The organism is Janthinobacterium sp. 1L-D-8-B-C4, assembly GCF_057291295.1.
In genome coordinates this window covers 63219-87768 of the sequence record NZ_JBXAVX010000016.1, presented here as the reverse complement: position 1 = coordinate 87768, position 24550 = coordinate 63219, and the positions used below count along the sequence as shown (strand labels likewise).

Sequence of the window (24550 nt, the reverse complement as noted above, 5' to 3'; positions counted from 1 at the left end):
GCGACTGAGGCCGCGGGCAGCCTCCATATTCAATTGCAATAAAATGTAAAGACGATTGCCGCGGCACGCGCAGGCAGTCTTTATTGTATGATCGCGCCTATGCACATCATTCTACTTACCGGCATTTCCGGCTCCGGCAAATCTGTTGCACTCAAGGTGCTGGAGGATACCGGTTTTTACTGTGTCGACAACCTGCCGCCCGCTTTGTTGCCGAGCCTGGTGCAAACCTTGCTCGACGAAGGCACCAACAGGCTCGGCGTGGCGGTCGATGCACGCAGTGCGGAATCGCTGACTAGCCTGCCGCACAATGTGGCACTGCTGCGTGCGCAGGGGCATGACGTCAAGGTGCTGTTTCTGACCGCCACCACGCATTCCCTGGTGGCGCGCTTTTCGGAAACGCGACGCAGTCATCCTTTGTCGCATGAATTGCTTCCAGGCGAGAATCCGGCCAGCCGCCGCACGCTGATCGAATGCATCTCGGAAGAGCGCGAGCGGCTGTCGGCGATACAGCAACTGGGCCATGTGATCGACACCTCGGAGCTGAGCGCCAACAAGCTGCGTGCCTGGATCAAGGATATCGTCGCCTCCGAACGCGCGCCGCTGACCCTGTTCTTCGAATCGTTCGCCTTCAAGCTGGGCGTGCCGCTGGACGCCGACTTCGTGTTTGACGTGCGGGCCCTGCCCAATCCGTATTACGACCTGGCGCTGCGCCCGCTCGATGGCCGCGACGCGCCGGTGATCGCTTTTCTCGATGCCCAGCCCAGCGCCCTGGAACTGTTTGCCGATATCCGCAATTTCGTGGAAAAGTGGCTGCCGTCGTTCAAGTCCGACAACCGCAGCTATCTGACGGTGGCGCTCGGCTGCACCGGTGGCCAGCACCGTTCGGTATATATGGCGGAACACCTGGCGCAGTATTTTGCCGACCGCGAACGGGTCGTGCTGCGCCACCGCGAGCGTAGCTGAGCCGGAAAAATGGGCGCAAAAAAGGGCGCGAAGTAAACACAGCGCGCCCTTAGTTGATCACAACAATCCGGAGCGGCAGGCCTAGACGGCGGCGGCTTCTTCAGGAGTGTTGTCTGGCAGATGCTTGATCGCCTCTTTACCGTGCCCTTGCACTTTGGTTTTGTACTTCATCACTTGCCGGTCCAGCTTGTCGATCAGGCTGTCGATCGCGGCATACAGGTCTTGCGCCAGGCTTTCCACGTAGACGGTCTTGCCGCTCAGTCGCAGATTCACTTCGGCCTTCTGGCGTTTTTCTTTCTCTTTGAGGTTGTCGACGGTCAGAATCACGGCGATATCGATAACGTGATCGAAATGGCGTTTCACGCGCTCCAGTTTGGTTTGTACGTATTCACGGATGGCTGGTGTCACTTCGAGATGATGTCCGCTGATGGTGAGATTCATACACACTCCTAAAGATGATCGGGTTCGTGCGGTGGCCATCGTTCCGGCCCGCAGAGGAACCGAAAAAAACTACAAAGACTTACGCAGACTCACTGGCGGAATTTTCAACGCTTCCCGGTATTTGGCAACAGTACGTCGCGCAATCACCATGCCTTGTTCCCCCAGCATGTCCGCAATCTTACTGTCGGATAAAGGATTTTTAGGGTTCTCTGCTCCTGTCAATTGCACGATCAAGGCACGTATCGCCGTCGATGACGCCTCCCCTCCTGCTTCGGTGGCGACGTGGCTGCCAAAGAAATACTTCAACTCAAACATTCCATGCGGGGTCAGCATGTACTTTTGGGTTGTTACCCGCGAGATAGTACTCTCGTGTAAACCCAGTGTATCAGCTATTTCGCGAAGCACAAGTGGCCGCATGGCAACTGCGCCATGCGAGAAAAAATCCTTTTGCCGTTCCACTATCGCCTGCGCCACGCGCAGGATGGTGTCGAAGCGCTGGCGCATGTTCTTGATCAGCCACTTGGCTTCCTGCAACTGCGCGCCCATGCCGCCCTCGCCCTTGCCTTGCTTGAGCAGGTTGGCGTACATGGCGTTCACGCGCAGGCGCGGCATCACGTCATTGTTGAGCGACACCTGCCAGCCATTGCGGGCCCGCTTGACCACCACGTCCGGCACCACGTAATCGGACACGTCGGACGCAAACACGGCGCCCGGGTGCGGGTTGCACAAGCGAATCACGGTCTGCGCTTCGCGCAAGTCTTCATCGTCGCAATCGAGGGCTTTTTTCAGCTTGTTGAAGTCGCGCTGGGCAAACCAGGCCAGGTGTTTTTCAACGATGGTCAAGGCCATGCGGCGCGTCACCAGCGCCACCTGCGGCAGGCGTTTGATCTGCAGCGCCAGGCATTCGGACGCATTGCGCGCACCCACGCCGGGCGGATCGAAACTTTGCAGCAGCGACAAGGCGGTGCGCAGTTCGTCGGCGTCGACTTCCAGTTCCTCGGGCAGGCGCGCCAGGATATCGTCAAGCGATTCCTCCAGGTAGCCATTGTCGTCGAGCGCATCGATGATCAGTTCGACCAGCGCGCGGTCGCGCAGTTCCAGCACGGTCACGCGCATCTGCTCCATCAGGTGTTCGCGCAAGGTGCAATGATGGGCTTCCAGTTGCGGGCGGGAATCCTCATCGTCGGGCGCCTTGCCGCGGCTGGCCTCGTTCCAGTCGCTGTCGCCGCCTTCGGGCGCGGCCGTGCTCTCGCCGCCTTCACCATCGAACGTTTCCGCTTCGGCCGCCGGCGCCGGCGCTTCCTGGCCAGGCGGCGCAGGCGGCGCTTCGCCTGGCGCAGCAGTCGAACTCAGGGCACCATCGGACAGCAGGCGCAAGGAACGGTCGAGCGGATCGTCGAGACGCTCCAGCAAGGGATTATCGGTCAGCAATTGCTCCAGCTCCTGGTGCAATTCCAGCGTGGACAATTGCAACAGGCGTATCGATTGCTGTAATTGCGGCGTCAGTGCCAGGTGCTGCGAGGTGCGCAGCTGCAGTGATTGTTTCATCGGCTTACATGCGGAAATGTTCGCCCAGATACACGCGGCGCACCGACTCGTTGGCGATGATGTCGTCGGGCCGGCCTGATGCCAGCACCGAGCCCTGGTTGATGATGTAGGCTCGGTCGCAGATGCCCAGCGTTTCGCGCACGTTGTGGTCGGTGATCAGCACGCCGATATTGCGTTCTTTCAAAAACCGCACGATGCGCTGGATTTCGATCACGGCGATCGGATCGACGCCGGCGAACGGCTCGTCGAGCAGCACGAAACGCGGGTCGGTGGCCAGCGCGCGCGCGATTTCCACGCGGCGCCGTTCGCCGCCCGACAGCGACAGCGCCTGGTTTTCGCGCAGCTTTTCAATCTGCAAGTCGGCCAGCAATTTGTCGAGGCGCTCCTCGATCTCGGCCTTTTTCAAAGGGCGGCCGTCGACGGTCTGGATTTCCAGCACGGCGCGGATATTGTCTTCCACCGTCAGCTTGCGAAACACCGACGCTTCCTGCGGCAGGTAGGACAGGCCCATCTGCGCGCGGCGGTGGATCGGCAGGCTGGAAATATCGACGCCGCTGATATCGATGGTGCCGCCGTCGGATGGCACCAGGCCGACGATCATGTAGAACGAGGTGGTCTTGCCGGCGCCGTTCGGACCCAGCAGGCCCACCACTTCGCCGCATTCGACCTGCAGCGACACATCATGCACGACCTGCCGCTTGCCATAGGTTTTCTGCAGTCCCCGCACGATCAGGGTGCTGCCGCAACGTTCATTCTTGTTCATTATTTTTTCCCTGGCGCGGGCGCGGCGGGCGTTTTGTCTGCCGCCGGTTTGTTCTTCGGCTGGATCACCATGCGCACGCTGCCGGCGCCGGGGGCGCTGGTGCCGCTGTCGCTGTTTTCCATATTGAATAATTCATTGCGGCTGTCATACGAAATGAAGGCGCCATTGGCCACGTCGGTCGGCTTGGTGCCTTGCAGGCGCGTCAGCTTGGCCCTGGAAAACAGTTTCACGACTTCGGTCTTGTTGTTGTATTCCACCCGTTCCGCTTCGCCTTCGACCCACAGGTCGCCTTCGCCGTCGCGCTTCTGGCGGAAAGTGGCCAGCTTGCCCGCTTCGCCCCAGAAGGTGATGAACTGGTAGCCCTGCGGATCTTCCGTGATCAGGGCGCGCCCCGCCTTCATGGTCAGCGTGCCTTTCACCAGCACCACGTCGCCGGTCAGGGTGCGGGTCTGCTTGATGTCGTCGACCTGGCCGCGCTGGGCGGTGATGACGGCTTCTTTTTCGGAATCGGCCTTTTCGGCATGGGCAGCGCCCATCACGGCCAGGGAAAACAGGCTGAGCAGCAAGATTTTTTTCATTTGATAGTGTCCTTTTATTTATTTGGCCGGCACGGCTTTGCGCGGCGGAATCACGATGCGCACCGAGCTCGGCACTTCCACCACGCTGGAGGCATTATTGGCCTTCAGGCCCACGCCGGTCACATGCGAACGCCCCGACAGCAGGTCGACCGGCACGGCCGACTCCATCCGCTCTTCATCGGGGAAAATCGTCAGCGCCTCGGTTTTCAGCGTCATGTTCTGCGTTGTCGGACTGGCCACGCGGTCGATCACGACCTTGCGCGACAGTTGCAAACGCGTATTGCCCTGGTCGATATGCGCCAGTTCGGCCGTCATGTTCAAGGGCGGCACGCCCGGGCTGATCTTGCGCACGAAAGGCTGGTCGATATCGGAAGAGTCATCGGCCGGGTAATGCGTGAGCTTGGCGCCGGAAACGATATAGCTGGGCTTGCCCTGCAAGTCCATGCGCACCAGGCTGAAATTGGTGACGAAATAATCGGGCTCGTCCAATTTTTTGCCGGCACTGACGTCCTGGCTGCTCTTGTTCATCACTTCGAGCAGCCAGAAGCTGCCGAACGCCACCGCAACGGCGCCCAGCACGGTAAAAATCATGCGCCAGCGATGGGCGCCTTCTGGCTTACGCATAGTGTTTCACTCTCAAAAAAAACGTCCGCCGCCCACAGGCAGCACAGCGGGCATCAGATGACCTTGGCCTGCGTCAGGTCATGAATATGCAAGGCGCCGACCAGTTTGCCGTCAAGGTCGACCACCAGCATCTGGTTGATGCGGTGCTGTTCCATCACGGCCACCGCGTCGACGGCCAGGCGTTCGGGCGCGATGCTGCGCGGCTGGGCATGCATCACGTCGCGGATCGCCACTTGCGTGAAATCCTGCACGCGCTCGAACATGCGGCGCAAGTCGCCATCGGTAAATACGCCCACCGGGCGATCTTCGGCATCGACCACGGCCGTCATGCCCATGCCCTTTTTCGTCATTTCTTCGAGCGCCTGCAGCAGCGAGGCGTCCGCCGGCACTTTCGGCACCCGCTCGCCGCTGCGCATCACGTCATGCACATGCGTGAGCAGGCGGCGGCCCAGGGCGCCACCGGGATGCGAACGGGCAAAGTCTTCTTCCTTGAAGCCGCGCAAGTCCAGCAGCGCGACGGCCAGCGCATCACCGAGCGCCAGGGTGACGGTGGTGCTGGCGGTCGGCGCCAGGTTCAGCGGACACGCTTCTTTTTCCACCGAAACATCAAGGTGAACGTCGGCCAGTTGCGCCAGGCTCGATTGCGGCTTGCCGGTCATGGCGATCAGCACGCCGCCCATGCGCTTGACGACCGGCATGATGGCCATCAGTTCGGCCGATTCGCCCGAGTACGAGATGGCGATGAAAGCGTCATCCGAAGTGACCATGCCCAGGTCGCCATGGGCCGCTTCGGCCGGATGCACGAACATGGCCGGCGTGCCGGTCGAGGCCAGGGTGGCGGCGATCTTGCGCGCGATATGGCCGGACTTGCCGATGCCCGAGACCACCACGCGGCCCTTGCATTCGAGCAGCAGGGCTACGGCGCGGCCCACGCTGTCGTCGGTGGCCAGGCGCGCGTGCAGCGCAACGATGGCGTCGGCCTCGATCTGCAAGGTGGTGCGGGCCAATGTCACGGCGCGCTCGCTTGTCGCTTTCATGTCACTTCGATCAAAAGCTTTCTGCATTGTTTTTTCATGGGTTACACTCATCCCCAAAGTATAAACGAATTAGGAAAGCAAAAAACTTGCCAGTCACAACAAACAACGATTTCCACTGATCACCCCGGGCAACCCATGTTTTCCTCGCTAGAATTAACCCTGATGTTACTCGGCAGCGCCGTGCTTGGCGTGGTTGCTTTCAGAATGTTGCACCTGCCTCCCATGCTCGGCTACCTGGCGGTCGGCATCGTCATCGGCCCCCATGCGCTGGGCCTGGCTGCCGAAAATGAAGCGAGCCATACGCTGGCCGAATTCGGCGTCGTCTTCCTGATGTTTTCCATCGGGCTCGAGTTTTCCCTTCCCAAGTTTCTTGCCATGCGGCGCATCGTCTTCGGCCTTGGCATGGCGCAGGTGGTCACCACCATCGTCGCCACCGTCGTCTTCGGCTGGTTCGTCGGGCGCTATCTGTCGGCCTATTTTCACCTCAGCTGGCAGGCCGCGTTTGCCCTCGGCGGCGCGCTGGCCATGTCGTCGACCGCCATCGTGTCAAAAATGCTGACAGAACGGCTGGAGCTTGAAAGCGAGCACGGCCGCAAGATCATCGGCATTTTGCTGTTCCAGGACCTGGCCGTGGTACCGCTCCTGATCCTGATCCCGGCGCTGACCAAGGACTCCGAGAACCTGGCCGAAACGCTGGCCTGGGCCGGCGCCAAGGCGGTGGTGGTGCTGATCCTGCTGCTGTTCCTGGGGCAAAAAATGGTGCGCGGCTGGCTGACCATCGTTGCCAAGCGCCGCTCGCAGGAACTGTTCATGCTCAACCTGCTGCTCATTACCCTGGGCGCAGCCTGGATCACGGAAAGGGCCGGACTGTCGCTGGCGCTGGGCGCTTTTGTTGCCGGCATGCTTATTTCCGAGACCGAATTCAAGCACCAGGTGGAAGAGGATATCAAACCTTTCCGCGACGTGCTGCTGGGCCTGTTTTTCATCACGGTCGGCATGCTGCTCAATATCCGCGTGGTGCTGGACAACTGGTGGCTCGTCTTGCTGCTGCTGTGCGCGCCCGTGCTGCTGAAATTTGCCCTGATCGCCGGCCTGGCCAGGCTGTTCGGAGCCTCCCAGGGCGTGGCCTTGCGCACCGGACTGGGGCTGGCGCAAGCGGGCGAATTCGGCTTCGTGCTGCTCAATCTGGCCGGCGGCATCAGGCTGATGGACCCGTTCGTGGTGCAGGTGGTGCTGGCGGCGATGGTGCTGTCGATGCTGATGGCGCCGCTGATCATTGCAAAGTCCGACGCGATCGTCATGAAGCTGGCCGCCAACGACTGGATGATGCAGTCGCTGGCGCTGACGAAAATCGCCACGCGCACCATGGCGGCCCAGAAACACGTGCTGATCGCCGGCTTCGGGCGCAGCGGGCAAAGCCTGGCGACATTATTGACGGAAGAAAAGATCGAATACCATGCGCTGGACCTGGACCCGGAACGCGTGCAGGAAGCGCAGCTGGCCGGCGCCCATGTGTCGTATGGCGACGCCGGCCGGCGCGAAAGCCTGGTGGCGGCCGGCATTTACCGCGCCAGCGCCGTCGTGATTACCTATGCCAACACGCCGGCGGCGCTGCGCTTGCTGCATATGGTCAATGAACTGGCGCCGACCTTGCCTGTCATCGTGCGCAGCTACGACGACAGCGACCTCGATCAGCTGCGCGAGGCGGGCGCCACCGAGGTGGTGCCGGAACTGCTGGAAGGCAGCCTGATGCTGGCCTCGCATGCGCTGATCATGATGGGCGTGCCGCTGCGCCGCGTGGTGCACCGGGTGCAGGCGGCGCGCGAAGAGCGCTATGCCTCGCTGCGCGGCTATTTCCATGGCGCCAGCGACGCCGGCGACGACGCCGAACTCGAACGCCTGCATTCGGTTACCGTCGGCGACGGCGCGCGCTGCATCGGTTTGCCCTTGAGCAGCATCGACATGGCGACCTCTGGCGCAGCGGTCACCACCATTCGCCGCGGCCGCATCAGCCTTGCCGTCACGCCCGAGACGCAGCTGGCCAGCGGCGACGTGGTGGTACTGCGCGGCAGCGCCGACGCGGTAGCCAGAGCGGAAACCCTGCTGCTGAAATAAATCAGGCCGAGGCGCTGACGACCAAATTGCGGCCATTTGCCTTGGCCTGGTACAGGGCCTGGTCGGCGTGCGCCACCAGTTGCTGCGCCACCACCTCGATCGGCAAGTCATCCGATTGCGACGGCAGGCTGGCCACGCCGATCGACACGCTGACCGAGGCTTGCACGGCCCCCGCTTGCCCGGCGCCGGGCAACTCGAACGGTGCGCCGGCGATGCTGGCGCGGATGCGCTCGGCAACAAAAGTAGCGCTGGCCAGGTCCGCATCGATCAGCAGCACCACGAATTCTTCGCCACCGAAGCGCCCCAGCGCATCGGAGCGGCGCAATTCCTGGCGGATGCGGGTGGCAACTTCGCGCAGCACTTCGTCACCGCCCTGGTGACCGTGGGTGTCGTTGACGCGCTTGAAATGGTCGATATCGATATACATGCAGGCGATGCAATACTGCTGGCGCCGCGCGCGGGCGATCTCTTCGAGCAGGCGCCGGTCGATATAGCGGCGGTTATAGACGCCGGTCAGCGCATCGGTCAGGCCGATATATTTCAGCATTTCATTGCTGATCACGTTTTCCAGGCAGATCGCGATAATCGACGCCATGTGCTTGACGAAGTCGGTGCCCAGCGCCGGCGTGAAGCGCGCGCTGTCGCTGCTGGCCAGGTTCAGGCTGCCAATCAGGCGCTTGTTGCGCAGCAAGGGCACCAGCGCCACGCTGCGCAGCACCACGTCGCTGGCCGGAAAGCGCGCGCCGTGCACGGCCGCATCGAACGGCCCCAGCAGCGGCATGGGCGGCGCGCCTTCGGCGGCCTGCTTGAAACCGAGCTCTTCAGGCAATTGCACGAACAGCATTTGCGGAAAGAGGCTGAAATCGACACCCAGCTTTTCCATCACCACCAGAATGTCGTCTCCCTCGTCGACCAGGCTCAGGGTCACGCCGTCAAGTTCGGAAACCACCGGCAAGGTGCGAAAAATGGTGCCAATCAATTCGGGAAAAGTGGCGGCGCCAACGATTTCAAGGTCGAACGCCTGGTGGCGGCCCATGATGTCGTGGTTGCGTTCGAGCTGATCGAGCAAATACGCCATGCGCGCGCGCAAGGCCTGGTTTTCCGCTTCCAGGCGGGTGATAGCTGCGGCCTCGCTCCTGGCATCGCTGCCCTGCTGGCCTGACACTGGCGATATCGGTTGACTCATATGAACCTTGAACCCTTCTGTGCGGCCACAACGCTTAAAACGCCAGTTCGAAACCGACTTCCTGGCCCACCACGATGGGCTCGTCGCCGCCCGCCGTGACGATGGCGTTCATGCCGAAGCAGATCGCGCCGTCGAGTTCGGGCTTGGCCCGATAATGCATGACATCGAGCGGGTCCGGTCCCGGCACGCCCGTGGCCTGGTCGACCGCGGGAATCGGGCAGCGCGGGCAAGGCTTGACGGGTTTCAGGGTGGTGGCGCCAAACTGCAGTGTATCGGCGTAATCTTCCTCGAAAGCGCCGATGCCGTCGAGTACCAGGTTGGGCCGGAAGCGGTTCATCGGCAACGGCGCGCGGCCGGCCGAGCGCAGTTTCTCGTTCACATCTTCCAGCGACGCCACGCTGGCCACCAGCAGCGGATAGCCGTCGGAAAACAAGGTGGGCGCGGCAATGCCGCCAGTCCACTTGGTGCCGGTGGCGCGCACCACGTCAGGGTGGAAGCGCGCCAGCCGGCAGGACGTGCCGATGGCGTTGGAAAACCAGGCTGCGGTCACTTCGTCGCAATCGTAGGCGCGCACCTGTTCGTCCCACAACTGCACTTCCAGCATGGGCGCCAGTTGCGGGTGCGGCAAGCCCAGTTCAATTTCCAGGCGCAACATGCCCGGCGCACGCAATTCCAGGGTCGAGGCCTTGATGGTTGGCACGATCAGCGCCATGCGCGGATGTTCGCGCTGGGTCAGGAAACGGCCGTCAGCATCGACCACCATCCACTCGCGGTCATACACGTGTTCGCTCATCAGGCCGCAGTCTGTCAGCACGGCTTCGCGCAGGGCGATGCCGGCGCACGATTTGATCGGGTAAAGGTTAATCTCGGACAGGATAGCCATGCGCCACTGGCAGCGCCGCAGCCGCTGCCGATTCATTGTTCAGGGGCGAAGTATGGCAGCAAAGCGGGCCAGCGTAAATCTGCCTGATGAGGCAAATGCGGCGCCGGCCCGGCAGGCCATCAATAGGTGTAGAAAATACGCTGGATTTCCTGCGTGCTGTTGGTCTTGGTCAGTGCCAGCATCAGCAGGATGCGGGCTTTTTGCGGGTTCAGGGTATCCGATACAACGCTGTCGAGTTCGTCGTCATTGGCTTCGCCATTGCGCGCCACGATGCCCTGGCCGACGCGGCTCGATCGCACGATCAACACGCCCTTCTGGCGCGCTTCGACCAGCGCCGGCTTCATTTGCGCCGCCACGCTGCCATCGCCCACGCCCGCATGGATGATGCCCTTGGCGCCGGCGGCAATAAAGGCGTCCATGCCGATGCGGTTCATGTTGGCGTAGCCATACACGATGTCCACTTGCGGCAGGGAGTCGAGCTTGCTGATGTCAAATTCCGATTCCAGCGTGTGCTTGCGCGTCGACTGGCGGTAAAAGAACGGCTTGCTGCCCTGAATATAGCCCAGCATGCCCAGTTCCGGCGACTTGAAGGTGTCGGTGGTCGAGGTGTTGGTCTTGGTGACTTCGCGCGCTGCATTGATCTGGTCGTTCAAGGCCACCAGCACGCCCTTGCCGACAGCCTCCTTGCTGCCGGCCAGCAGCACCGCGTTGTACAGATTGATCGGGCCATCGGCCGAAATCGCCGTCGACGGCCGCATCGCGCCCACCACCACCACCGGCTTGTGGCTCTTCACGGTCAGGTTCAGGAAATATGCGGTTTCCTCGATGGTGTCGGTGCCGTGCGTAACGACTACGCCATCGACGTCTTGCGAGGCCAGCAGCACATTGATGCGCTTGGCCAGGGCCAGCCAGTGTTCATTGCCCATGCTTTCGCTGGCGATCTGGAACACTTGCTCGCCTTTCACGTTGGCCACTTTTTTCAGTTCCGGCACGGCGGCGATCAGGCGCTCGACACCCACGGTAGCCGAAGTGTAGCCGACGGTGGTGGTGCTGTCGGCGCCGCTGCCGGCGATGGTGCCGCCGGTTGCCAGGATCACCACGTTCGGCAATTTGACAGCTGCCTGCTGCGCGCGCGCAGGCGCCGCAGCGACAAAGCTCATCATCAAGGTGGCCAGCATCAGCTGTGCACAAGATTGGAATTTGCGTGAAAACATGGTGCTCCTGTTGGTGATATGAAGAAAGTAACAAAGTGGTGGGCAAATTATATGTCATCGGTATCGCCTGCCAGCGACGATTTCGCCGGCGGCAAGCGTGTGCGCCCGCCGATGCGCTACAGTAGTCTCATTCCGACAACTTTACCCGCCACCATGCTTCTGCGCCCCCGCACCATGCCTTGCCTGCTGCTGCCCTGCCTGCTGGCGCTGGCCGCCTGCTCCACCCAGGTCGAGCTGCGCATGGCGCAACAGCAGGAGCAATGGGCAAACGAGGCGGCCCGGCAAGGCCATTGGCCGCAGGCACTGCGCACATATGAAGAGGCCATCGACAATGTCGAACTGGGCCATGGAGATACGAGCTGGCAGGCGCGCCTGCACCAGCAAGCCGCGCAGGCCGCCGGCGCCGCCTGCCGCCCCGATGCGCTCGAACACCATGTGCGCAGCGCCGCCGCGCTGTGGCGGCGTGCCGGGGTAGCCGCCGCACCAGCACCACCGTCGATGGAGCAATCTTGTGGAGCACAACCATGATCAGGACTGTCACCCTGCTGGCCATCGCCAGCGCCGCGCCGGCGCTGGCCGCAGAACCGGCACTGCCGCTGTGGGAAGCGGGCGTCTTTGGCGGCACCGCCGTCACGCCCGCCTATCCGGGTTCAAACGAGCGCTCGACGCGCACCCTGGCCCTGCCCTATCTTGTTTATCGTGGCGAAGTGCTGCGCGCCGACCGCTCGGGCGTCGGTGCGCGGCTGGTCAATACCGACAAAACCGAATTCGACGTCGGCTTTGCCCTGTCGCTGCCGGCCAGGTCCGATGAGGTGCCGGCCCGGCGCGGCATGCCGGACCTGGGCACCCTGGTGGAATTTGGCCCGCGCCTGAAGATCAAGCTGGCCGAACCGTCGCCAAACAGCAGCGTGCGGCTGGAGCTGCCGCTGCGCGCCGTGATCGAAGCGCGTGGCGGCCTGCATCGCCAGGGCGCCACCTTCGAACCGCGTCTGGCCTACACCGTGGCCGACCCGCAGGGGCGCTGGCATGTCGATACGGCCCTGTCCGCCGTGCTGGGCAATCGTGGCATCAATGGTTATTTCTATGGCGTCGAGCAGCAATTTGCCACAGCTGCGCGCCCCGCCTATGCGGCCAAAAGCGGCCTGATGCTGACCCGTCTCGGCCTGGGCGGCTCGTACCTGCTGCACCGCGACTGGCGCGCGTTTGCCTTTCTGCGCTACGACAACTACGCCGGCGCCGCCAACCGCGACAGCCCGCTGCTGCGCCAGAACAGCGGCACCTCGGCCGGCATCGGGCTGATGTGGACATGGCAGCGTTCCGGCCGTCCGGCATGGGGTGGAGAAGAATAGCCAGAAATTCAGTCGCTTGCCTTGGACTAATGACCTGGTACAAGCACCCGCATGCATGTCCGGCGCAATGCACGAATTATCGATAGCCTGGGAAGACCGTGCTGGCTGGCCGGGTTTCTGGAAGAATATAGACGATGCCATCGGACTGCTTGAAGGCAGGACTGACGACGCCTTGGTAAAACTTGGGCGGCACATTGATGCAGCCATACGAAATACGATTGTCGAGCGGCGTGGCGCTGGCCAGGCGCTGCAGCCGCTGTTCTCGCGGATTGCTGGTAACCACCGGGTGCAGGGAAATGGCGGCGTCGTAATCGACCCACAGGATTTCGCCGCCATGCAGATTGTGGCCCAGCGAGGCGACAAAGCGGCCCGCCGGCGTGGTGCGCTCCTCGGGCCGGATATCGGCCAGCTTGCGCGTGCCGATGCCGGGCGCCGAGTCGTCGCCCGACGACTGTCCCAGCAAGGCGGCCGAGGCGCCACGCAGGCTGCCGTCGGCATGGAAGACAAATACCTTGGCGCCGTGCTTGTCGACAATGACGAACGGCAGCTGGCCGTTATCGCCGGAATCGACGATCCAGTCCGCCAGCCTGCTCGCTTCGGCGGAAGCCGGCTCCAGCTTGAAGTCGGCCCGTCCCCCGGCAGCGAGCGCACAAGGCGCCGCCGCCAGGGCGCTCAGGGCCAGCAGAACGCCACCCCATCGCCCGGCCATCAGTTGCGATCCTGTTTGCGCGGATGCACGACCGGCACATACGGTGCTGGCGGCGCTTCCAGCGCAGTGACCGGCGGCGCTGGCGGTGCTGGCGGCGTTACGACCGGCACCGGCGGCAACACCGGCGGCGGCAGCGTGAATCGCGCACCAGGCGGCAAGGCCGGCGGCACCACCACCAGTGTCGCGATGGGCGGCGGCGCAGGCGTCACGTTATTCGGCGGCACGACCACCGGCGGTACTTCGCGTGCGGGCGGCACCAGGACTGGCGGCACGACCACGACCGGTGGCACAACCACTGGCGGCGGCACCACGACCACTGGTGGAACGACAACGACGGGCGGAACCACAACTACCGGTGGGACCACAACGACGGGCGGCACGACTACCGGCGGCACCACAACCACCGGTGGCACTACAACGACTGGCGGCACGACCACCGGTGGCACCTCGACCACGGGCGGTACGACGACTGGTGGTACGACTACTGGAGGCACCACAACAACTGGCGGTACGACCACTGGTGGCACCTCGACCACGGGCGGTACGACCACTGGCGGAACCACAACCACTGGTGGCACCACAACGACTGGCGGCACGACCACTGGCGGCACTACCACGACTGGCGGCACGACCACTGGCGGCACCTCGACCACGGGCGGCACAACCACCGGTGGAACCACAACCACCGGTGGAACCACAACCACCGGTGGAACCACAACCACCGGTGGAACCACAACCACCGGTGGCACCACAACGACTGGTGGTACGACCACTGGCGGCACTACCACGACTGGCGGCACAACAACTGGTGGCACCTCGACCACGGGCGGTACGACCACTGGCGGAACCACAACCACCGGTGGCACTACCACGACTGGCGGCACGACTACCGGTGGCACCTCGACCACGGGCGGCACGACCACCGGCGGCACCACAACCACGGGTGGCACTACAACGACTGGCGGCACGACGACTGGCGGTACCTCGACCACGGGCGGCACGACCACCGGCGGAACCACAACCACGGGTGGAACCACAACGACTGGCGGCACGACGACTGGCGGTACCTCGACCACGGGCGGTACGACCACCGGCGGAACCACAACCACCGGTGGCACTACCACGACTGGCGGCACGACCACTGGTGGCACCTCGATCACGGGTGGCACGATCACCGGTGGAACTACCACCACGGGCGGCACCTCGACCACGGGTGGCACGACCACCGGCGGAACTACCACCACCGGCGGCACCTCGACCACGGGCGGCACGACAACTACTGGCGGCACGACCACGGGCGGATCAACCACTACTGGCGGGTCGACGATCACCGGCGGCACCACCACCGCAGGGGTCACGGCCAGTGCGCCATTCACATAGGTAATCGCATAGTTCGACGGCGTAAAGGTACCGCCGGCCGCATTGCCAGGCGTAATCGCGTACGGTCCGGGCGCTGCGGCGTCGGCGGCGGCGCCGGGGCTGGTGCCGCTGACGCTGCCGATGCTTTCGCCGTTTTGCAGCGCGCTCGAGGTAAAGCCGCTCAGGTCCGGTGTCTCGCCGTAAGCCTTGGTGACGTTATTGGCAGTGATGCTCAGCGGCGCCGGCGTGACTACCAGCGCGCCATTGACATAGGTGATCGCATAATTCGATGGCGTAAAGGTGCCGCCCGATGCAGCGCTCGGAATGATGGCGTACGGTCCGGGCACGGGCGCAGTGGCCAGCGTGCCGGCGCTGGTCTCGGTCACGCTGCCGATGGTTTCGCCATTTTGCAGCGCGGTCGAGGTATAGGCGGACAAGGTCGGCGTCTGGCCGTAGACCTTGCTCGCATCCATCGCCGTGATGGTCAGCGGCGCCGGCGTCACGGCCAGTGCGCCATTGACATAGGTGATGGTGTAGTTCGATGGCGTGAAAGTGCCGCCGCCGGCCGCGCTGGGCACGATGGCGTACGGTCCGGCGACCGGCGCGGTGGCGGCAGCGCCGATGCTGTTTTCGGTCACATTGCCAACCGTTTCGCCGTTTTGCGTGCCGGCATAGGTGAAGGCCGACAGGGTCGGCGTCTGGCCGTAGACCTTGCTGGCATTGGCCGCCGTCACCGTCAACGCCGCCGGCGTGATATTGGCGGCGGTCGAGGCACTGCTGTTGACCGTGTAGTTGCTGGCGTCCGCCCCGGTAAGGCCCAGGCCGGTGCCCAGCACTGCCTTGTTGTTGCCGACATTCTGGTCGGCAAAGGTGGCCGAGCCGCCGGTGTAGCTGACGGTAGCCGTATCGGCCGCCAGCACGCCGCTCAGGCTGCGGCTGGTGATATCGGCGCTCTGGTTGCCGTCGTAGACCTTGCTGGCCGCGCCGATCGAACCGAGAATGGCCAGCGCGGTAATGTTGGCCGAGCTGCTGCCGCTGCCGTTGCCGAACAGCGCGAAGCGCGCCACATTGGCGCCGCCCAGGTCATAGCCGCTGTAGGTGACGGCCTTGCCGGCACCCACATTCTTGTCGCTGAAGGTGGCGATGCCGGGCACCAGCGTGACGTCGCCGCCGGCGCGCGGATCGCTGATGAAACCCAGGCTGGCGCCATTGGTGGCGTCGTACACCTTGTTCTCGGCGCGGGCGAAGACCCAGGCGCGCGCGTCGAGCGCGCCGACCACCTTGGTGCCGTAGGCAGCGATCTCGGCGGCCGTGTTGGCATAGCCGTTCGGATTGAACAGAATCAACGTGTTGGCGCCGCTGACCTTGCCGATGCCGGCGAACACCACAGTGCCGCCGGACACGCCGGGGCCGGTGCCGTCATTGTCGGCACGCAAGGTCACCTGGCCGCCATCGGCACTGACCGCGCTGTTGATGGTGATGGTATTGTCGGCAATCATGCTCAAAGCGCCGCCGCCATTCGCGCTCAAGGCGCCATTGATATCGATATTGTTGGTCGCGCGCATGGCGGTGGAACCGCCACCGTCGGTCGTCAGCGCGCCATTGATGACGATGTTGCGCCCGGCGTCCAGGCTCACTTGCGAACCGCTGCCGCTGGCCGTGATGGCCGCCGCCGAATCGAGCACCACATCGTTGAGCGCAATGAGCTTGAGGCCGGAACCGGCGGTGCTGGCGGTAATCGCCGCATTGACCAGCACGTCGTGGCCGGCGTTCAATTCCAGCGTTTGCGGCGTGGTCCAGGTCAGCGCGCTGCCGACCGTGATGTCATTGGTCGCGGTAATCACGCGGTTGCTGCTGGCCAGGCTCAGCGTCACCTGCGCTGGCGTTTCATCGCCGCCAGCCAGCGCGATCGTGTAGTTGACCGGATCGAGCAGCCAGGTGCCGGTCTTGCCTTTCGGCGCCAGCGTGTTGACATAAGCATCGGCGCCGCGCACCACGGTCTTGCCCGAGGTTTCAATCAGGCCGCCATTGCCGGACAGCGCGCCGCCCTTTGCCGTCAGCGTGCCGCCGAACGCGGTCGTGCCATCGGACCAGACAACGATCTGGCCGCCATTGCCCTGGCTGACGGCATCGGCGTGCACCACCGCGCCACTGTCGATGCTGGTGGACAGGGCATGGGCTTCGGCGCCCTTGCCCTGGTAATTGCCGCCGATTAGCACCGTACCGCCGCCGGCGTCGCCGGAAGCGTCGATGGCCGCCGTGCCGGTCAGCGCAATGTGCTGGCCCAGCACGGTGACCTGGCCACCGCGTTCGCCTGCGGCGCGGCCCGATGCATCGAGCGTACCGGCCTGCGTGACGCTGCCGCCGGCGGTATCGCCAAGCAGGCGGATCACGCCGTTGTGGTTTTCCAGCGTGCGGGCGCGTATCACGCCGCTATTGTTGACGGCGCTGCCCAGCAGGCTGCCTGCGCCTTGTGCGCTGAGCATCACCTGGCCGCCGTCAGCCTGGATCAGGCCACCGTTCTGCGCCAGTGCGCCGAGGACGCCGCGATCGACCGTAACATTGAGCAACTGTCCGCCCAGTACATCGAGCGTGACGGCGCTGCCGGCGGCCAGCGCCACCATGCCGCGGTTGGCGACGATGCTGCCCTGGTTATCGACCTTGCCGCCGACCAGCGCGACATAGCCGCCGTTCGCATTGATCGCGCCCTGGTTGACGATGGCGCCATTGCCGTTGCCGCTGAACTGATAGCGCCCGGCCATGAAATCGCCGTCGCTCAGCCCCAGGGTCGAGCCGACCAGGCCGCCTACATTGACCGATGCGCCCTTGCCGAACAGGATGCCGTTCGGGTTAATCAGGAACACCTTGCCGTTGGCGCTGAGGTTGCCCAGGATGCTGGACGGATCGCTGCCGATGACGCGGTTCAGCGCCACCGAATTGCTGTTCGGCTGCACGAACTGCACGCTTTCGCCGGCGGCGATATTGAAACTTTGCCAGTTGATCGCCACGTTCTGCGTCGATTGATTGATCACCATGCTGCCTGGCTTGCTGTTGTTGATGGTGGCGCCGCCGGCGGTCACGGTGCCGGCGGGCGGCAGCGCATACACATTGGCGCCGAGCGCCATCATCAGCGATACCGACAAGGTCTTCAGGGCGAACATGGCGGCGCTGGCGGTGCTGCCGCGCACCGACGACGAGGCCTTGCCGGCGCTGCTGGTGTTTTCGGAAACGGCGGCATAGGCGCCGGTCTTTTCATTCCATATCGAGCGGTAAATGTGGTTCATGGTGTCTCTCTGTTCTGTGTTGGGCGTGATGGGTCGGACTGTGCGTGGATCACCACTGGCTTAGAAATACTTCACCGCCTGGATCCAGAAGCGTCCGCCCTTGTCCGGGGCCGAGGTGGCCACGGCGCCGCCCAGCTTGTGCGCGTAATACGTACGCACCACGAAATTATTGTTGTCGGCCCAGCTAAGGCCAATGCCGGCGCCGCTCAGGGTGCGCTTGTTGTCGCTCGCCGCCCACTGGTTCTTGTTCAGCGATACAGTGCCGGTATCGACAAAACCGATCAGCTGCATCTGGCCGGGCATGCTGGCCGGCAGCGGCGGCAGCCGCAGCCGCGCCTCCAGGTTCAGCACATAGCCCTGGTCGGCATATGCCTCGCCTTCCGGATAGGCGCGCACGCCGTTGACGCCGCCGAGCTCCATGCGTTCGGACACGTCCAGGTTTTTCGATGCCAGCTGGCCGTTGATGGCCGCATACAGCGACACCGAGTCGCTGACGCTTTGCAAACGCGTCGCGCTGAAAGCCAGCTTGTGGTAGCCGCCATTGCTGCGCGCCGTCAAGGCGTCAAACGCACGCACGTCGGCCGTCTGGATGTCGAGGTCGCCGCTGGTCAGCGCCAGCGCATAGTTGTTCATGCCGCCCCCGCCAAGATTGTCGCGGTGATCGCCAATCAGGCCGATGGTGGCGGCGCGCACTTTTTTATCGTTGACGATGGACGCCACCTGGACCTTGTCCTGGAAGGTCTTGTCGTCATACGACAGTTGCGCATACAGATTGCTGTCGCGCGAGCGGATCAGCGGATAACTGGCGTAGACGCCGGCGATTTTCGCCGTGCCCCGGGCGTCGAGGCTGTCAAATTCCTTGCCCAGCTTGTAATCGAGCCGGCTGTACGCGGCGCCCACCGTGGCGCGCCCCACCTGCAGCTGGTACGAGGCGCGCGCATATTTCAGGCCATCGCCGGAAGTGAGCACGCGCAAGGTCGCCACGTCGCCGAGGCCGAACGGCTGGTTCAGGTTGATCGTGCCGCCAATGCGGTGCTCACCCGTATAGCGGCTGCCGGCATTGTCGGCGTCAATGCTGCCGGTCACGCGCTGGCCGGGCTGGACATCGACCAGCAGGTCGGACGTGCCGGGCGTGGCGCCGGGCGCCAGGGTCGACTTGACGACCACCCCAGGCAAGTCCGACAGCAGCAGCAGGCGCTGCTCCAGCGGTTCACGCATTACCGTGTCGCCGCTGTCGATGCCACCGAGCAAGGCGCCGACACGGCCGTCGGACATATTGGTCTGGTTCTTCAGGCCGATCTGGCCATATTGGCCTTCCAGCACCGCGATGGTGACCACGCCCTGCTCGATATCCTGCGCCGGCAAGTAGGCCTGGGCGACAAAATAACCGTTGCGGCGGTACTCCTGTTCAATGCTCAAGGCCATGGCGTTCAGTTCGTCCACCGTCAGCGCACTGCCCGGCTGGAAGCCCGTCAGGGCCAGCAGCGCCGCTTCCGGATAGGCCACGGCCCCCGTCACGCGCAAGCGCTGGACCTTGATGCTGGCGCTGGAAGCAGGCGCGGCGGCTACCGGTGCGGCGCTTTGCTCGACGCGCAGGCGCGGTGCTTCCTGCTGCGGCGCCGGTGCTGGCGGAATCTGGCGCAGCTGGCTGCCGGCGCTCGGTACTTGCTGCGCCAGGGCGATGCTCTGCGTGAGCGCCAACATGGCGAATGGCAGGAATTTGATATGGGACATGCTGGCCTCGACTTGAATGTGTGTGAACTGTAAATTTCCAAGTTGATATTGCCTGTTGGAAAAATTACTATCTGCCGGTTACCGTACATAGCGATATTTGCCGCAACCGGCAAAATCCGGCAAAACGAGGCCGGGCGGGCCTTCCAGGGGCGCCATGCGCGCGCCGCCGGGAACAGGAAGTTTGCTAAAATGTCGTTTGTCGTGTGGTTTAGCAACACTGACAGCAGCGTCTTTCACAAGACAACAGCGCCTGTCGCTCAATAATGTGCAGCCCGCCGTATCTGACCAGAAACGGCCGTTGCGAACCAAGGGCAGTAAGCATGAACGACATTTACCGTGCCGGCACCGCCGCGCGCGCAGCCCAGCCTGCGCTCCTGAAAACGGGTCTGTTGCAAGAAGCCATCTTCAGCAGTCCTTATTTTTCCTGCATCGCCACCGATGCGCAGGGTGTGATCCAGCTGTTCAATGTCGGCGCCGAGCGCATGCTGGGCTACCAGGCCAGCGATGTGATCGACCGCATTACGCCAGCCGGCATTTCCGATCCGGCCGAGGCCATCGCGCGCGCCGCCGCGCTCTCGCTGGAACTCGATACGCCGATCACCCCCGGTTTCGAAGCGCTGGTCTACAAGGCCTCGCGCGGTATCGAAGACAGTTATGAGCTGACCTATGTGCGCAAGGATGGCAGCCGCTTCCCGGCGATCGTGTCGGTCACGGCGCTGCGCGATGCGGACGACACCATCATCGGCTATCTGCTGATCGGCACCGACAATACCGTGCGCAAGCAGGCGGAACAGGAGCGCGAGCTGCTCAACCGCGTGCTGAGCGACAATAGCGTCGAGCTGGAAAACGCACGCGCGCAAGCGGACAAGGCCAACCGCGCCAAGTCGGAATTCCTGTCCAGCATGAGCCATGAATTGCGCACGCCGCTCAACGCGGTGCTGGGCTTCGCGCAGCTGATGGCGTCGGACACGCCGCCGCCCAGCGCCTCGCAGCAACGCTCGCTGGACCAGATCCTCAATGGCGGCTGGTATCTGCTGCGCCTGATCAATGAAATTCTCGACCTGTCGATGATCGAATCGGGCCGGGTCGCCATGTCGCGCGAAGCGATGGCGCTGACCGAAGTCTTGCGCGACTGCCGCGCGATGATCACCCCGCAGGCGCAAAAGCGCCAGATTACGCTGACCTTCCCTACACTCGCCCAGCCGTTCTACGTGCATGCCGACCTCACGCGGGTCAAACAGGTGGTCATCAACCTGTTGTCGAACGCCATCAAATACAACCGCACTGGCGGCAGCGTGCTGGTGGAATGCCAACAGCATGGCGAGCGGGTGCGCCTGAGCGTGCGCGACACCGGCAATGGCCTGAGCGCCGAGCAACTGCAACAACTATTCCAGCCATTCAACCGGCTGGGACAGGAAGCCGGCACCGAGGAAGGCACCGGCATCGGTCTGGTGGTGACCAAGCAACTGGTGGAACTGATGGGCGGCACGATGGGCATGGAAAGCGAGGTCGGGGTCGGCACGCTGTTCTGGATCGAACTGGCGGCGTCATCGGCTCCAGAACTGCAGCTCGGCGAGCATGCCGCAGACATCCGGGCACCATCGGCTGACACGCCGTTCGATGCACCGCGCCGCAAGGTGCTGTATGTGGAGGACAACCCTGCCAACCTGATCCTGGTCGAGCAACTGATCTCCCGCCGCAGCGACCTAGGCATGCTCAGCGCCGTCGATGGCCACCTCGGCATCGCGCTGGCGCGCCAGCACCAGCCCGACCTGATCCTGATGGACATCAACCTGCCCGGCATCAGCGGCAGCGAAGTGCTGGGCTTGCTGCGCCTCGACCCGCTGACGGCGCACATTCCCGTCATCGCCCTGTCGGCCAACGCCCTGCCGCGCGACGTGCGCAAAGGCCTCGACGCCGGCTTCCTGCGCTACCTGACCAAGCCGATCAACGTGCCCGAGTTCATGGAAGCGCTCGACACGGCGCTCAGCCTGACGGCCGCGCCATAACCCGCTCGATATGCCAGAAACAAAAAAACCTCGCCAGCCGCGAGGTTTTTTTGTGCCTTGCAAAATGCAAGTTTCATTGACTGTACTGAACTCAGTGCTCGCCCAGCGCGGCCCGCACCGCCTGTTCCAGGTGATCGAGGCCGAACGACACATCGACCGGCTGATCATTGAGAAAAAAGCTTGGCGTGCCGCGCAGGCCCAGCTTGACAGCCGCCGCATGGTGCTCGCGCACGCGCTGCAGGTACAGATGATCGTTCATGTCGGCATGGTAGCGCGTCATGTCGAGCTCGATTTCCTCGGCATAACGCGTCAGCGCCGCTTCCTTCAGATGCTGCGGCTGGCGAAACAGCGCCGCATGCATCGCCCAGAACTTGCCTTGCGCGGCAGCCGCCTCGGACGCCTCTGCCGCCAGCTCCGCATGCGGATGGGCGGCAGCGTCGGGAAAATGGCGAAACACAAAGCGCAACCTGTCCCCATAGGTGTCCACCAGGTGGCGCGTCAGCGGCTCGGCCTGCGCGCAGTGCGGGCATTCGAAGTCGCCGTATTCGACCAGCGTTACTCTGGCTTCAAGGTTGCCGGTAGCGTGTTCGGCGGACGACAGTCCGGCAATATCAGTATCAGTATCGGTCATCAGGTTTCTCCCGGCCGCGCAAGGCGGCCTGTCAGTGTAGGGGCGTTGATTGACTATAACCCCATTGCCCATCAGGAGGTCGCGCCGTACAAACGTAACAATGCCCGCCGGCGCAAGGCGCGGGCAGGCATGGGGAAAACCAGGCCGGTGTCAGGTGGGGCCCGGCACCGCCATTATCAGACGTTGAACAGGAAGTTCAGCACATCGCCATCCTTGACGACATATTCCTTGCCCTCGGCGCGCATCTTGCCCGCTTCCTTGGCGCCAGCTTCACCCTTGTAGGTGATGAAGTCGTCATAGGCGATGGTTTGCGCGCGGATGAAGCCGCGTTCGAAGTCGGTGTGGATCACGCCGGCCGCTTGTGGGCCGGTGGCGCCGACCGGAATCGTCCAGGCGCGTACTTCCTTGACGCCGGCGGTGAAGTAGGTTTGCAGGCCCAGCAGCTTGTAGGCGGCGCGGATCAGGCGGTCCAGGCCTGGCTCTTCCATACCCATGTCGGCCAGGAAAGCGCCCTTGTCGGCGGCGTCCAGGTCGGCGATTTCCGCTTCCATCGAGGCGCAGATGGCAACGATCGGAGCGTTCTGCGATTTGGCGTAGGCGGTCAGCTGGTCCAGCAGCGGATTGTCGGTAAAACCGCTGTCCGAGACGTTGGCAACGAACATGGCCGGCTTGGCGGTGATCAGGCACAAAGGCTTGATCAGCAGCATTTCGTCGGCGTCCAGGCCCATCGCGCGCACCGGCTTGGCGTCGTTCAGGTAAGGCATCATGCGTTCCATGATGGCCAGCAGCTTGGCCGCGTCCTTGTCGCCGGAGCGGGCTTTCTTGTTTTCGCGGTGGATTGCTTTTTCCACGGTGCCCATGTCGGCCAGCGCCAGTTCGGTCTGGATGACTTCGATATCGTCGAGCGGGTTGATCTTGCCGGCGACGTGGATCACGTTGTCATCTTCGAAGCAGCGCACGACGTTGACGATGGCGTCGGTTTCGCGGATGTGCGACAGGAACTGGTTGCCCAGGCCCTCGCCTTTCGAGGCGCCAGCCACCAGGCCGGCGATGTCGACGAACTCGACGATGGCGTTGACCATGCGTTCCGGCTTGACGATGGCGGCCAGCGCATCCATGCGCGGGTCCGGCACTTCGACCACGCCGACGTTCGGCTCGATGGTGCAGAAAGGATAGTTTTCAGCCGGGATGCCGGCTTTCGTCAGCGCATTGAACAGGGTGGACTTGCCGACGTTCGGCAAGCCGACGATACCGCATTGGAGACTCATGAAAAACCTTTAATTATCAAAGCACAGTGATCAAAGCAGCCGTCGATCGGCGTGCTGGCGGTGCTGTTAGGAAAAATGGTGGTCGTGCGACGATTCCGATGGTTTGGACAACGACATTCAGGACGTCATTGTACCCCTGCCCGCCACGCGGCAACAGCTTTGCTGCACCGGCTTGCCGCACCGGCTGGCTTGTGCGCCATCGGTTTGCAACATCAGGCCGTATGCAACTTCATGGTGGCGGCCTCGAACTTGCCGTCGACAATCTGCGGCATCACCAGTAGCGACTTGTCGATCGCCTGCTCGATCAGCTCCTGGTCTTCGCGGCGCGGACGGTGCAGCACGAAATCGGCCACCTGCTGCTGCAGGTTCAGGCTGCGCGGATGGCCGATGCCCAGGCGCAAGCGCCAGTAATCCTGCGTGCCCAGTGCCGCCGTGATGTCTTTCAGGCCATTGTGGCCGCCGGCCGAGCCGCCTTTTTTCAGGCGCGCGATGCCGGGCATCAAATCGAGCTCGTCGTGCACCACCAGCACTTCGTCGGCGGCGATCTTGAAAAAGCGCGCCAGCGCGCCGACCGACTGGCCGGAGCGGTTCATGAAGGTCAGCGGTTCGAGCAGCCACACGTCCTGGCCGTTGATCGAGGTCTTGGCCAGCATGGCGTTATAGCGCGAATCGCGCTGCAAGCGCGTGCCGGGCAGGCTGTTGGCCAGGTTGTCGACCAGCCAGAAGCCGGCATTGTGGCGCGTTTGTTCGTATTCGGGTCCCGGGTTGCCGAGGCCGACGATCAGGCGTATGGGCATGGCGATGTCTGCAGTAAAAAAGCTATTATCGGTGAAAACAGGCGGAAAAAAACCCGCC

Annotated in this window: 20 protein-coding genes; 5 read left to right on the top strand and 15 right to left on the bottom strand. The window is 63.4% G+C overall.

From position 1 onward, the window contains the following. Positions 1–99 precede the first annotated feature (99 nt). Positions 100–963: an RNase adapter RapZ gene (rapZ, locus tag AC0Z42_RS23900; protein WP_485470642.1), complete on the top strand. Its 864-nt coding sequence runs from the start codon at positions 100–102 to the stop codon at positions 961–963. Between the two features lie 81 nt (positions 964–1044). On the opposite strand, the gene hpf is transcribed toward rapZ, so the two are convergent. The 6 genes from hpf to AC0Z42_RS23870 all read right to left on the bottom strand — a co-directional run bounded on the left by hpf (position 1045) and on the right by AC0Z42_RS23870 (position 5981). Next, positions 1045–1404: a ribosome hibernation-promoting factor, HPF/YfiA family gene (gene hpf, locus AC0Z42_RS23895; protein ID WP_065310093.1), complete on the bottom strand. Its 360-nt coding sequence runs from the start codon at positions 1402–1404 to the stop codon at positions 1045–1047. Positions 1405–1473: 69 nt separating this feature from the next. Next, positions 1474–2952 carry an RNA polymerase factor sigma-54 gene (locus AC0Z42_RS23890; RefSeq protein WP_485470641.1) on the bottom strand — a complete coding sequence of 493 codons (1479 nt, stop codon included), beginning with the start codon at positions 2950–2952 and terminating at the stop codon, positions 1474–1476. Between the two features lie 4 nt (positions 2953–2956). Beyond that, a complete protein-coding gene (gene lptB / locus AC0Z42_RS23885) occupies positions 2957–3715 on the bottom strand; it encodes an LPS export ABC transporter ATP-binding protein (protein ID WP_485470640.1) in 759 nt (252 codons plus the stop codon). Beyond that, on the bottom strand, positions 3715–4293 hold the full coding sequence (gene lptA, locus AC0Z42_RS23880; RefSeq protein WP_485470639.1) for a lipopolysaccharide transport periplasmic protein LptA: 579 nt from the start codon (positions 4291–4293) through the stop codon (positions 3715–3717). Before lptA ends, lptB begins: the two co-directional genes overlap by 1 nt. 18 nt (positions 4294–4311) lie before the next feature. After that, positions 4312–4917 carry an LPS export ABC transporter periplasmic protein LptC gene (gene lptC / locus AC0Z42_RS23875; protein ID WP_485470638.1) on the bottom strand — a complete coding sequence of 202 codons (606 nt, stop codon included), beginning with the start codon at positions 4915–4917 and terminating at the stop codon, positions 4312–4314. 53 nt (positions 4918–4970) lie between these two features. After that, positions 4971–5981, bottom strand: coding sequence for a KpsF/GutQ family sugar-phosphate isomerase (locus AC0Z42_RS23870; RefSeq protein ID WP_485470637.1), 1011 nt, complete (start codon positions 5979–5981; stop codon positions 4971–4973). Positions 5982–6089: 108 nt separating this feature from the next. Between AC0Z42_RS23870 and AC0Z42_RS23865 the strand changes: the two genes are divergently transcribed. Continuing rightward, positions 6090–8069, top strand: coding sequence for a monovalent cation:proton antiporter family protein (locus AC0Z42_RS23865; RefSeq protein WP_485470636.1), 1980 nt, complete (start codon positions 6090–6092; stop codon positions 8067–8069). Between the two features lies 1 nt (position 8070). Here AC0Z42_RS23865 and AC0Z42_RS23860 read toward each other — a convergent pair whose 3' ends face one another. The 3 genes from AC0Z42_RS23860 to AC0Z42_RS23850 all read right to left on the bottom strand — a co-directional run bounded on the left by AC0Z42_RS23860 (position 8071) and on the right by AC0Z42_RS23850 (position 11352). Beyond that, positions 8071–9255 (bottom strand): GGDEF domain-containing protein, encoded by a 1185-nt coding sequence (locus AC0Z42_RS23860; protein ID WP_485470635.1) that lies wholly within the window; start codon positions 9253–9255, stop codon positions 8071–8073. Positions 9256–9289: 34 nt separating this feature from the next. Then, positions 9290–10138: an MOSC domain-containing protein gene (locus AC0Z42_RS23855; protein ID WP_485470634.1), complete on the bottom strand. Its 849-nt coding sequence runs from the start codon at positions 10136–10138 to the stop codon at positions 9290–9292. A 119-nt stretch (positions 10139–10257) separates the two neighbouring features. Further along, positions 10258–11352 carry a type II asparaginase gene (locus tag AC0Z42_RS23850; RefSeq protein ID WP_485470633.1) on the bottom strand — a complete coding sequence of 365 codons (1095 nt, stop codon included), beginning with the start codon at positions 11350–11352 and terminating at the stop codon, positions 10258–10260. 51 nt (positions 11353–11403) lie between these two features. Between AC0Z42_RS23850 and AC0Z42_RS23845 the strand changes: the two genes are divergently transcribed. Together AC0Z42_RS23845 and AC0Z42_RS23840 are read left to right on the top strand one after the other, a co-directional pair. After that, a complete protein-coding gene (locus tag AC0Z42_RS23845) occupies positions 11404–11880 on the top strand; it encodes a hypothetical protein (RefSeq protein WP_485470632.1) in 477 nt (158 codons plus the stop codon). Further along, positions 11877–12701: a MipA/OmpV family protein gene (locus tag AC0Z42_RS23840; protein WP_485470631.1), complete on the top strand. Its 825-nt coding sequence runs from the start codon at positions 11877–11879 to the stop codon at positions 12699–12701. Before AC0Z42_RS23845 ends, AC0Z42_RS23840 begins: the two co-directional genes overlap by 4 nt. 76 nt (positions 12702–12777) lie before the next feature. Here AC0Z42_RS23840 and AC0Z42_RS23835 read toward each other — a convergent pair whose 3' ends face one another. Genes AC0Z42_RS23835 through AC0Z42_RS23825 form a run of 3 tightly spaced genes read right to left on the bottom strand, consistent with a single transcriptional unit; the run spans position 12778 to position 19787 of the window. After that, positions 12778–13410, bottom strand: a complete 633-nt coding sequence (locus AC0Z42_RS23835; RefSeq protein ID WP_485470630.1) for a hypothetical protein — start codon at positions 13408–13410, stop codon at positions 12778–12780. Then, the gene (locus tag AC0Z42_RS23830) at positions 13410–18053 is read right to left on the bottom strand and encodes a two-partner secretion domain-containing protein (protein WP_485470629.1); all 4644 of its coding nucleotides are present in this window, start codon (positions 18051–18053) and stop codon (positions 13410–13412) included. The genes AC0Z42_RS23835 and AC0Z42_RS23830 overlap by 1 nt, the downstream gene beginning before the upstream one ends. Before the next feature lie 60 nt (positions 18054–18113). Continuing rightward, complete coding sequence (locus tag AC0Z42_RS23825; RefSeq protein ID WP_485470628.1) at positions 18114–19787, bottom strand: ShlB/FhaC/HecB family hemolysin secretion/activation protein; 1674 nt, start codon at positions 19785–19787, stop codon at positions 18114–18116. 320 nt (positions 19788–20107) lie between these two features. On the opposite strand from AC0Z42_RS23825, the gene AC0Z42_RS23820 reads away from it, so the two are divergent. Then, a complete protein-coding gene (locus AC0Z42_RS23820; protein WP_485470627.1) occupies positions 20108–21796 on the top strand; it encodes a PAS domain-containing hybrid sensor histidine kinase/response regulator in 1689 nt (562 codons plus the stop codon). A 91-nt stretch (positions 21797–21887) separates the two neighbouring features. Here AC0Z42_RS23820 and AC0Z42_RS23815 read toward each other — a convergent pair whose 3' ends face one another. The 3 genes from AC0Z42_RS23815 to pth form a co-directional block, all read right to left on the bottom strand. Further along, positions 21888–22427, bottom strand: a complete 540-nt coding sequence (locus AC0Z42_RS23815) for a DsbA family protein (protein WP_485470626.1) — start codon at positions 22425–22427, stop codon at positions 21888–21890. Between the two features lie 176 nt (positions 22428–22603). Further along, on the bottom strand, positions 22604–23695 hold the full coding sequence (gene ychF / locus AC0Z42_RS23810) for a redox-regulated ATPase YchF (RefSeq protein WP_308923584.1): 1092 nt from the start codon (positions 23693–23695) through the stop codon (positions 22604–22606). A 212-nt stretch (positions 23696–23907) separates the two neighbouring features. Beyond that, complete coding sequence (gene pth / locus AC0Z42_RS23805; protein ID WP_065310111.1) at positions 23908–24492, bottom strand: aminoacyl-tRNA hydrolase; 585 nt, start codon at positions 24490–24492, stop codon at positions 23908–23910. Positions 24493–24550: the final 58 nt, after the last annotated feature.

Bases quoted from the DNA above. Each gene is read 5' to 3' on its own strand.
- AC0Z42_RS23835 (WP_485470630.1), bottom strand. From the start codon at position 13,410: ATGGCCGGGCGATGGGGTGGCGTTCTGCTGGCCCTGAGCGCCCTGGCG.
- AC0Z42_RS23855 (WP_485470634.1), bottom strand. From the start codon at position 10,138: ATGGCTATCCTGTCCGAGATTAACCTTTACCCGATCAAATCGTGCGCC.
- AC0Z42_RS23840 (WP_485470631.1), top strand. From the start codon at position 11,877: ATGATCAGGACTGTCACCCTGCTGGCCATCGCCAGCGCCGCGCCGGCG.
- hpf (WP_065310093.1), bottom strand. From the start codon at position 1,404: ATGAATCTCACCATCAGCGGACATCATCTCGAAGTGACACCAGCCATC.
- AC0Z42_RS23850 (WP_485470633.1), bottom strand. From the start codon at position 11,352: ATGTTTTCACGCAAATTCCAATCTTGTGCACAGCTGATGCTGGCCACC.
- AC0Z42_RS23830 (WP_485470629.1), bottom strand. From the start codon at position 18,053: ATGAACCACATTTACCGCTCGATATGGAATGAAAAGACCGGCGCCTAT.
- AC0Z42_RS23865 (WP_485470636.1), top strand. From the start codon at position 6,090: ATGTTTTCCTCGCTAGAATTAACCCTGATGTTACTCGGCAGCGCCGTG.
- AC0Z42_RS23890 (WP_485470641.1), bottom strand. From the start codon at position 2,952: ATGAAACAATCACTGCAGCTGCGCACCTCGCAGCACCTGGCACTGACG.
- lptB (WP_485470640.1), bottom strand. From the start codon at position 3,715: ATGAACAAGAATGAACGTTGCGGCAGCACCCTGATCGTGCGGGGACTG.
- AC0Z42_RS23845 (WP_485470632.1), top strand. From the start codon at position 11,404: ATGTCATCGGTATCGCCTGCCAGCGACGATTTCGCCGGCGGCAAGCGT.
- lptA (WP_485470639.1), bottom strand. From the start codon at position 4,293: ATGAAAAAAATCTTGCTGCTCAGCCTGTTTTCCCTGGCCGTGATGGGC.
- AC0Z42_RS23825 (WP_485470628.1), bottom strand. From the start codon at position 19,787: ATGTCCCATATCAAATTCCTGCCATTCGCCATGTTGGCGCTCACGCAG.
- rapZ (WP_485470642.1), top strand. From the start codon at position 100: ATGCACATCATTCTACTTACCGGCATTTCCGGCTCCGGCAAATCTGTT.
- pth (WP_065310111.1), bottom strand. From the start codon at position 24,492: ATGCCCATACGCCTGATCGTCGGCCTCGGCAACCCGGGACCCGAATAC.
- AC0Z42_RS23860 (WP_485470635.1), bottom strand. From the start codon at position 9,255: ATGAGTCAACCGATATCGCCAGTGTCAGGCCAGCAGGGCAGCGATGCC.
- AC0Z42_RS23820 (WP_485470627.1), top strand. From the start codon at position 20,108: ATGAACGACATTTACCGTGCCGGCACCGCCGCGCGCGCAGCCCAGCCT.
- ychF (WP_308923584.1), bottom strand. From the start codon at position 23,695: ATGAGTCTCCAATGCGGTATCGTCGGCTTGCCGAACGTCGGCAAGTCC.
- lptC (WP_485470638.1), bottom strand. From the start codon at position 4,917: ATGCGTAAGCCAGAAGGCGCCCATCGCTGGCGCATGATTTTTACCGTG.
- AC0Z42_RS23870 (WP_485470637.1), bottom strand. From the start codon at position 5,981: ATGCAGAAAGCTTTTGATCGAAGTGACATGAAAGCGACAAGCGAGCGC.
- AC0Z42_RS23815 (WP_485470626.1), bottom strand. From the start codon at position 22,427: ATGACCGATACTGATACTGATATTGCCGGACTGTCGTCCGCCGAACAC.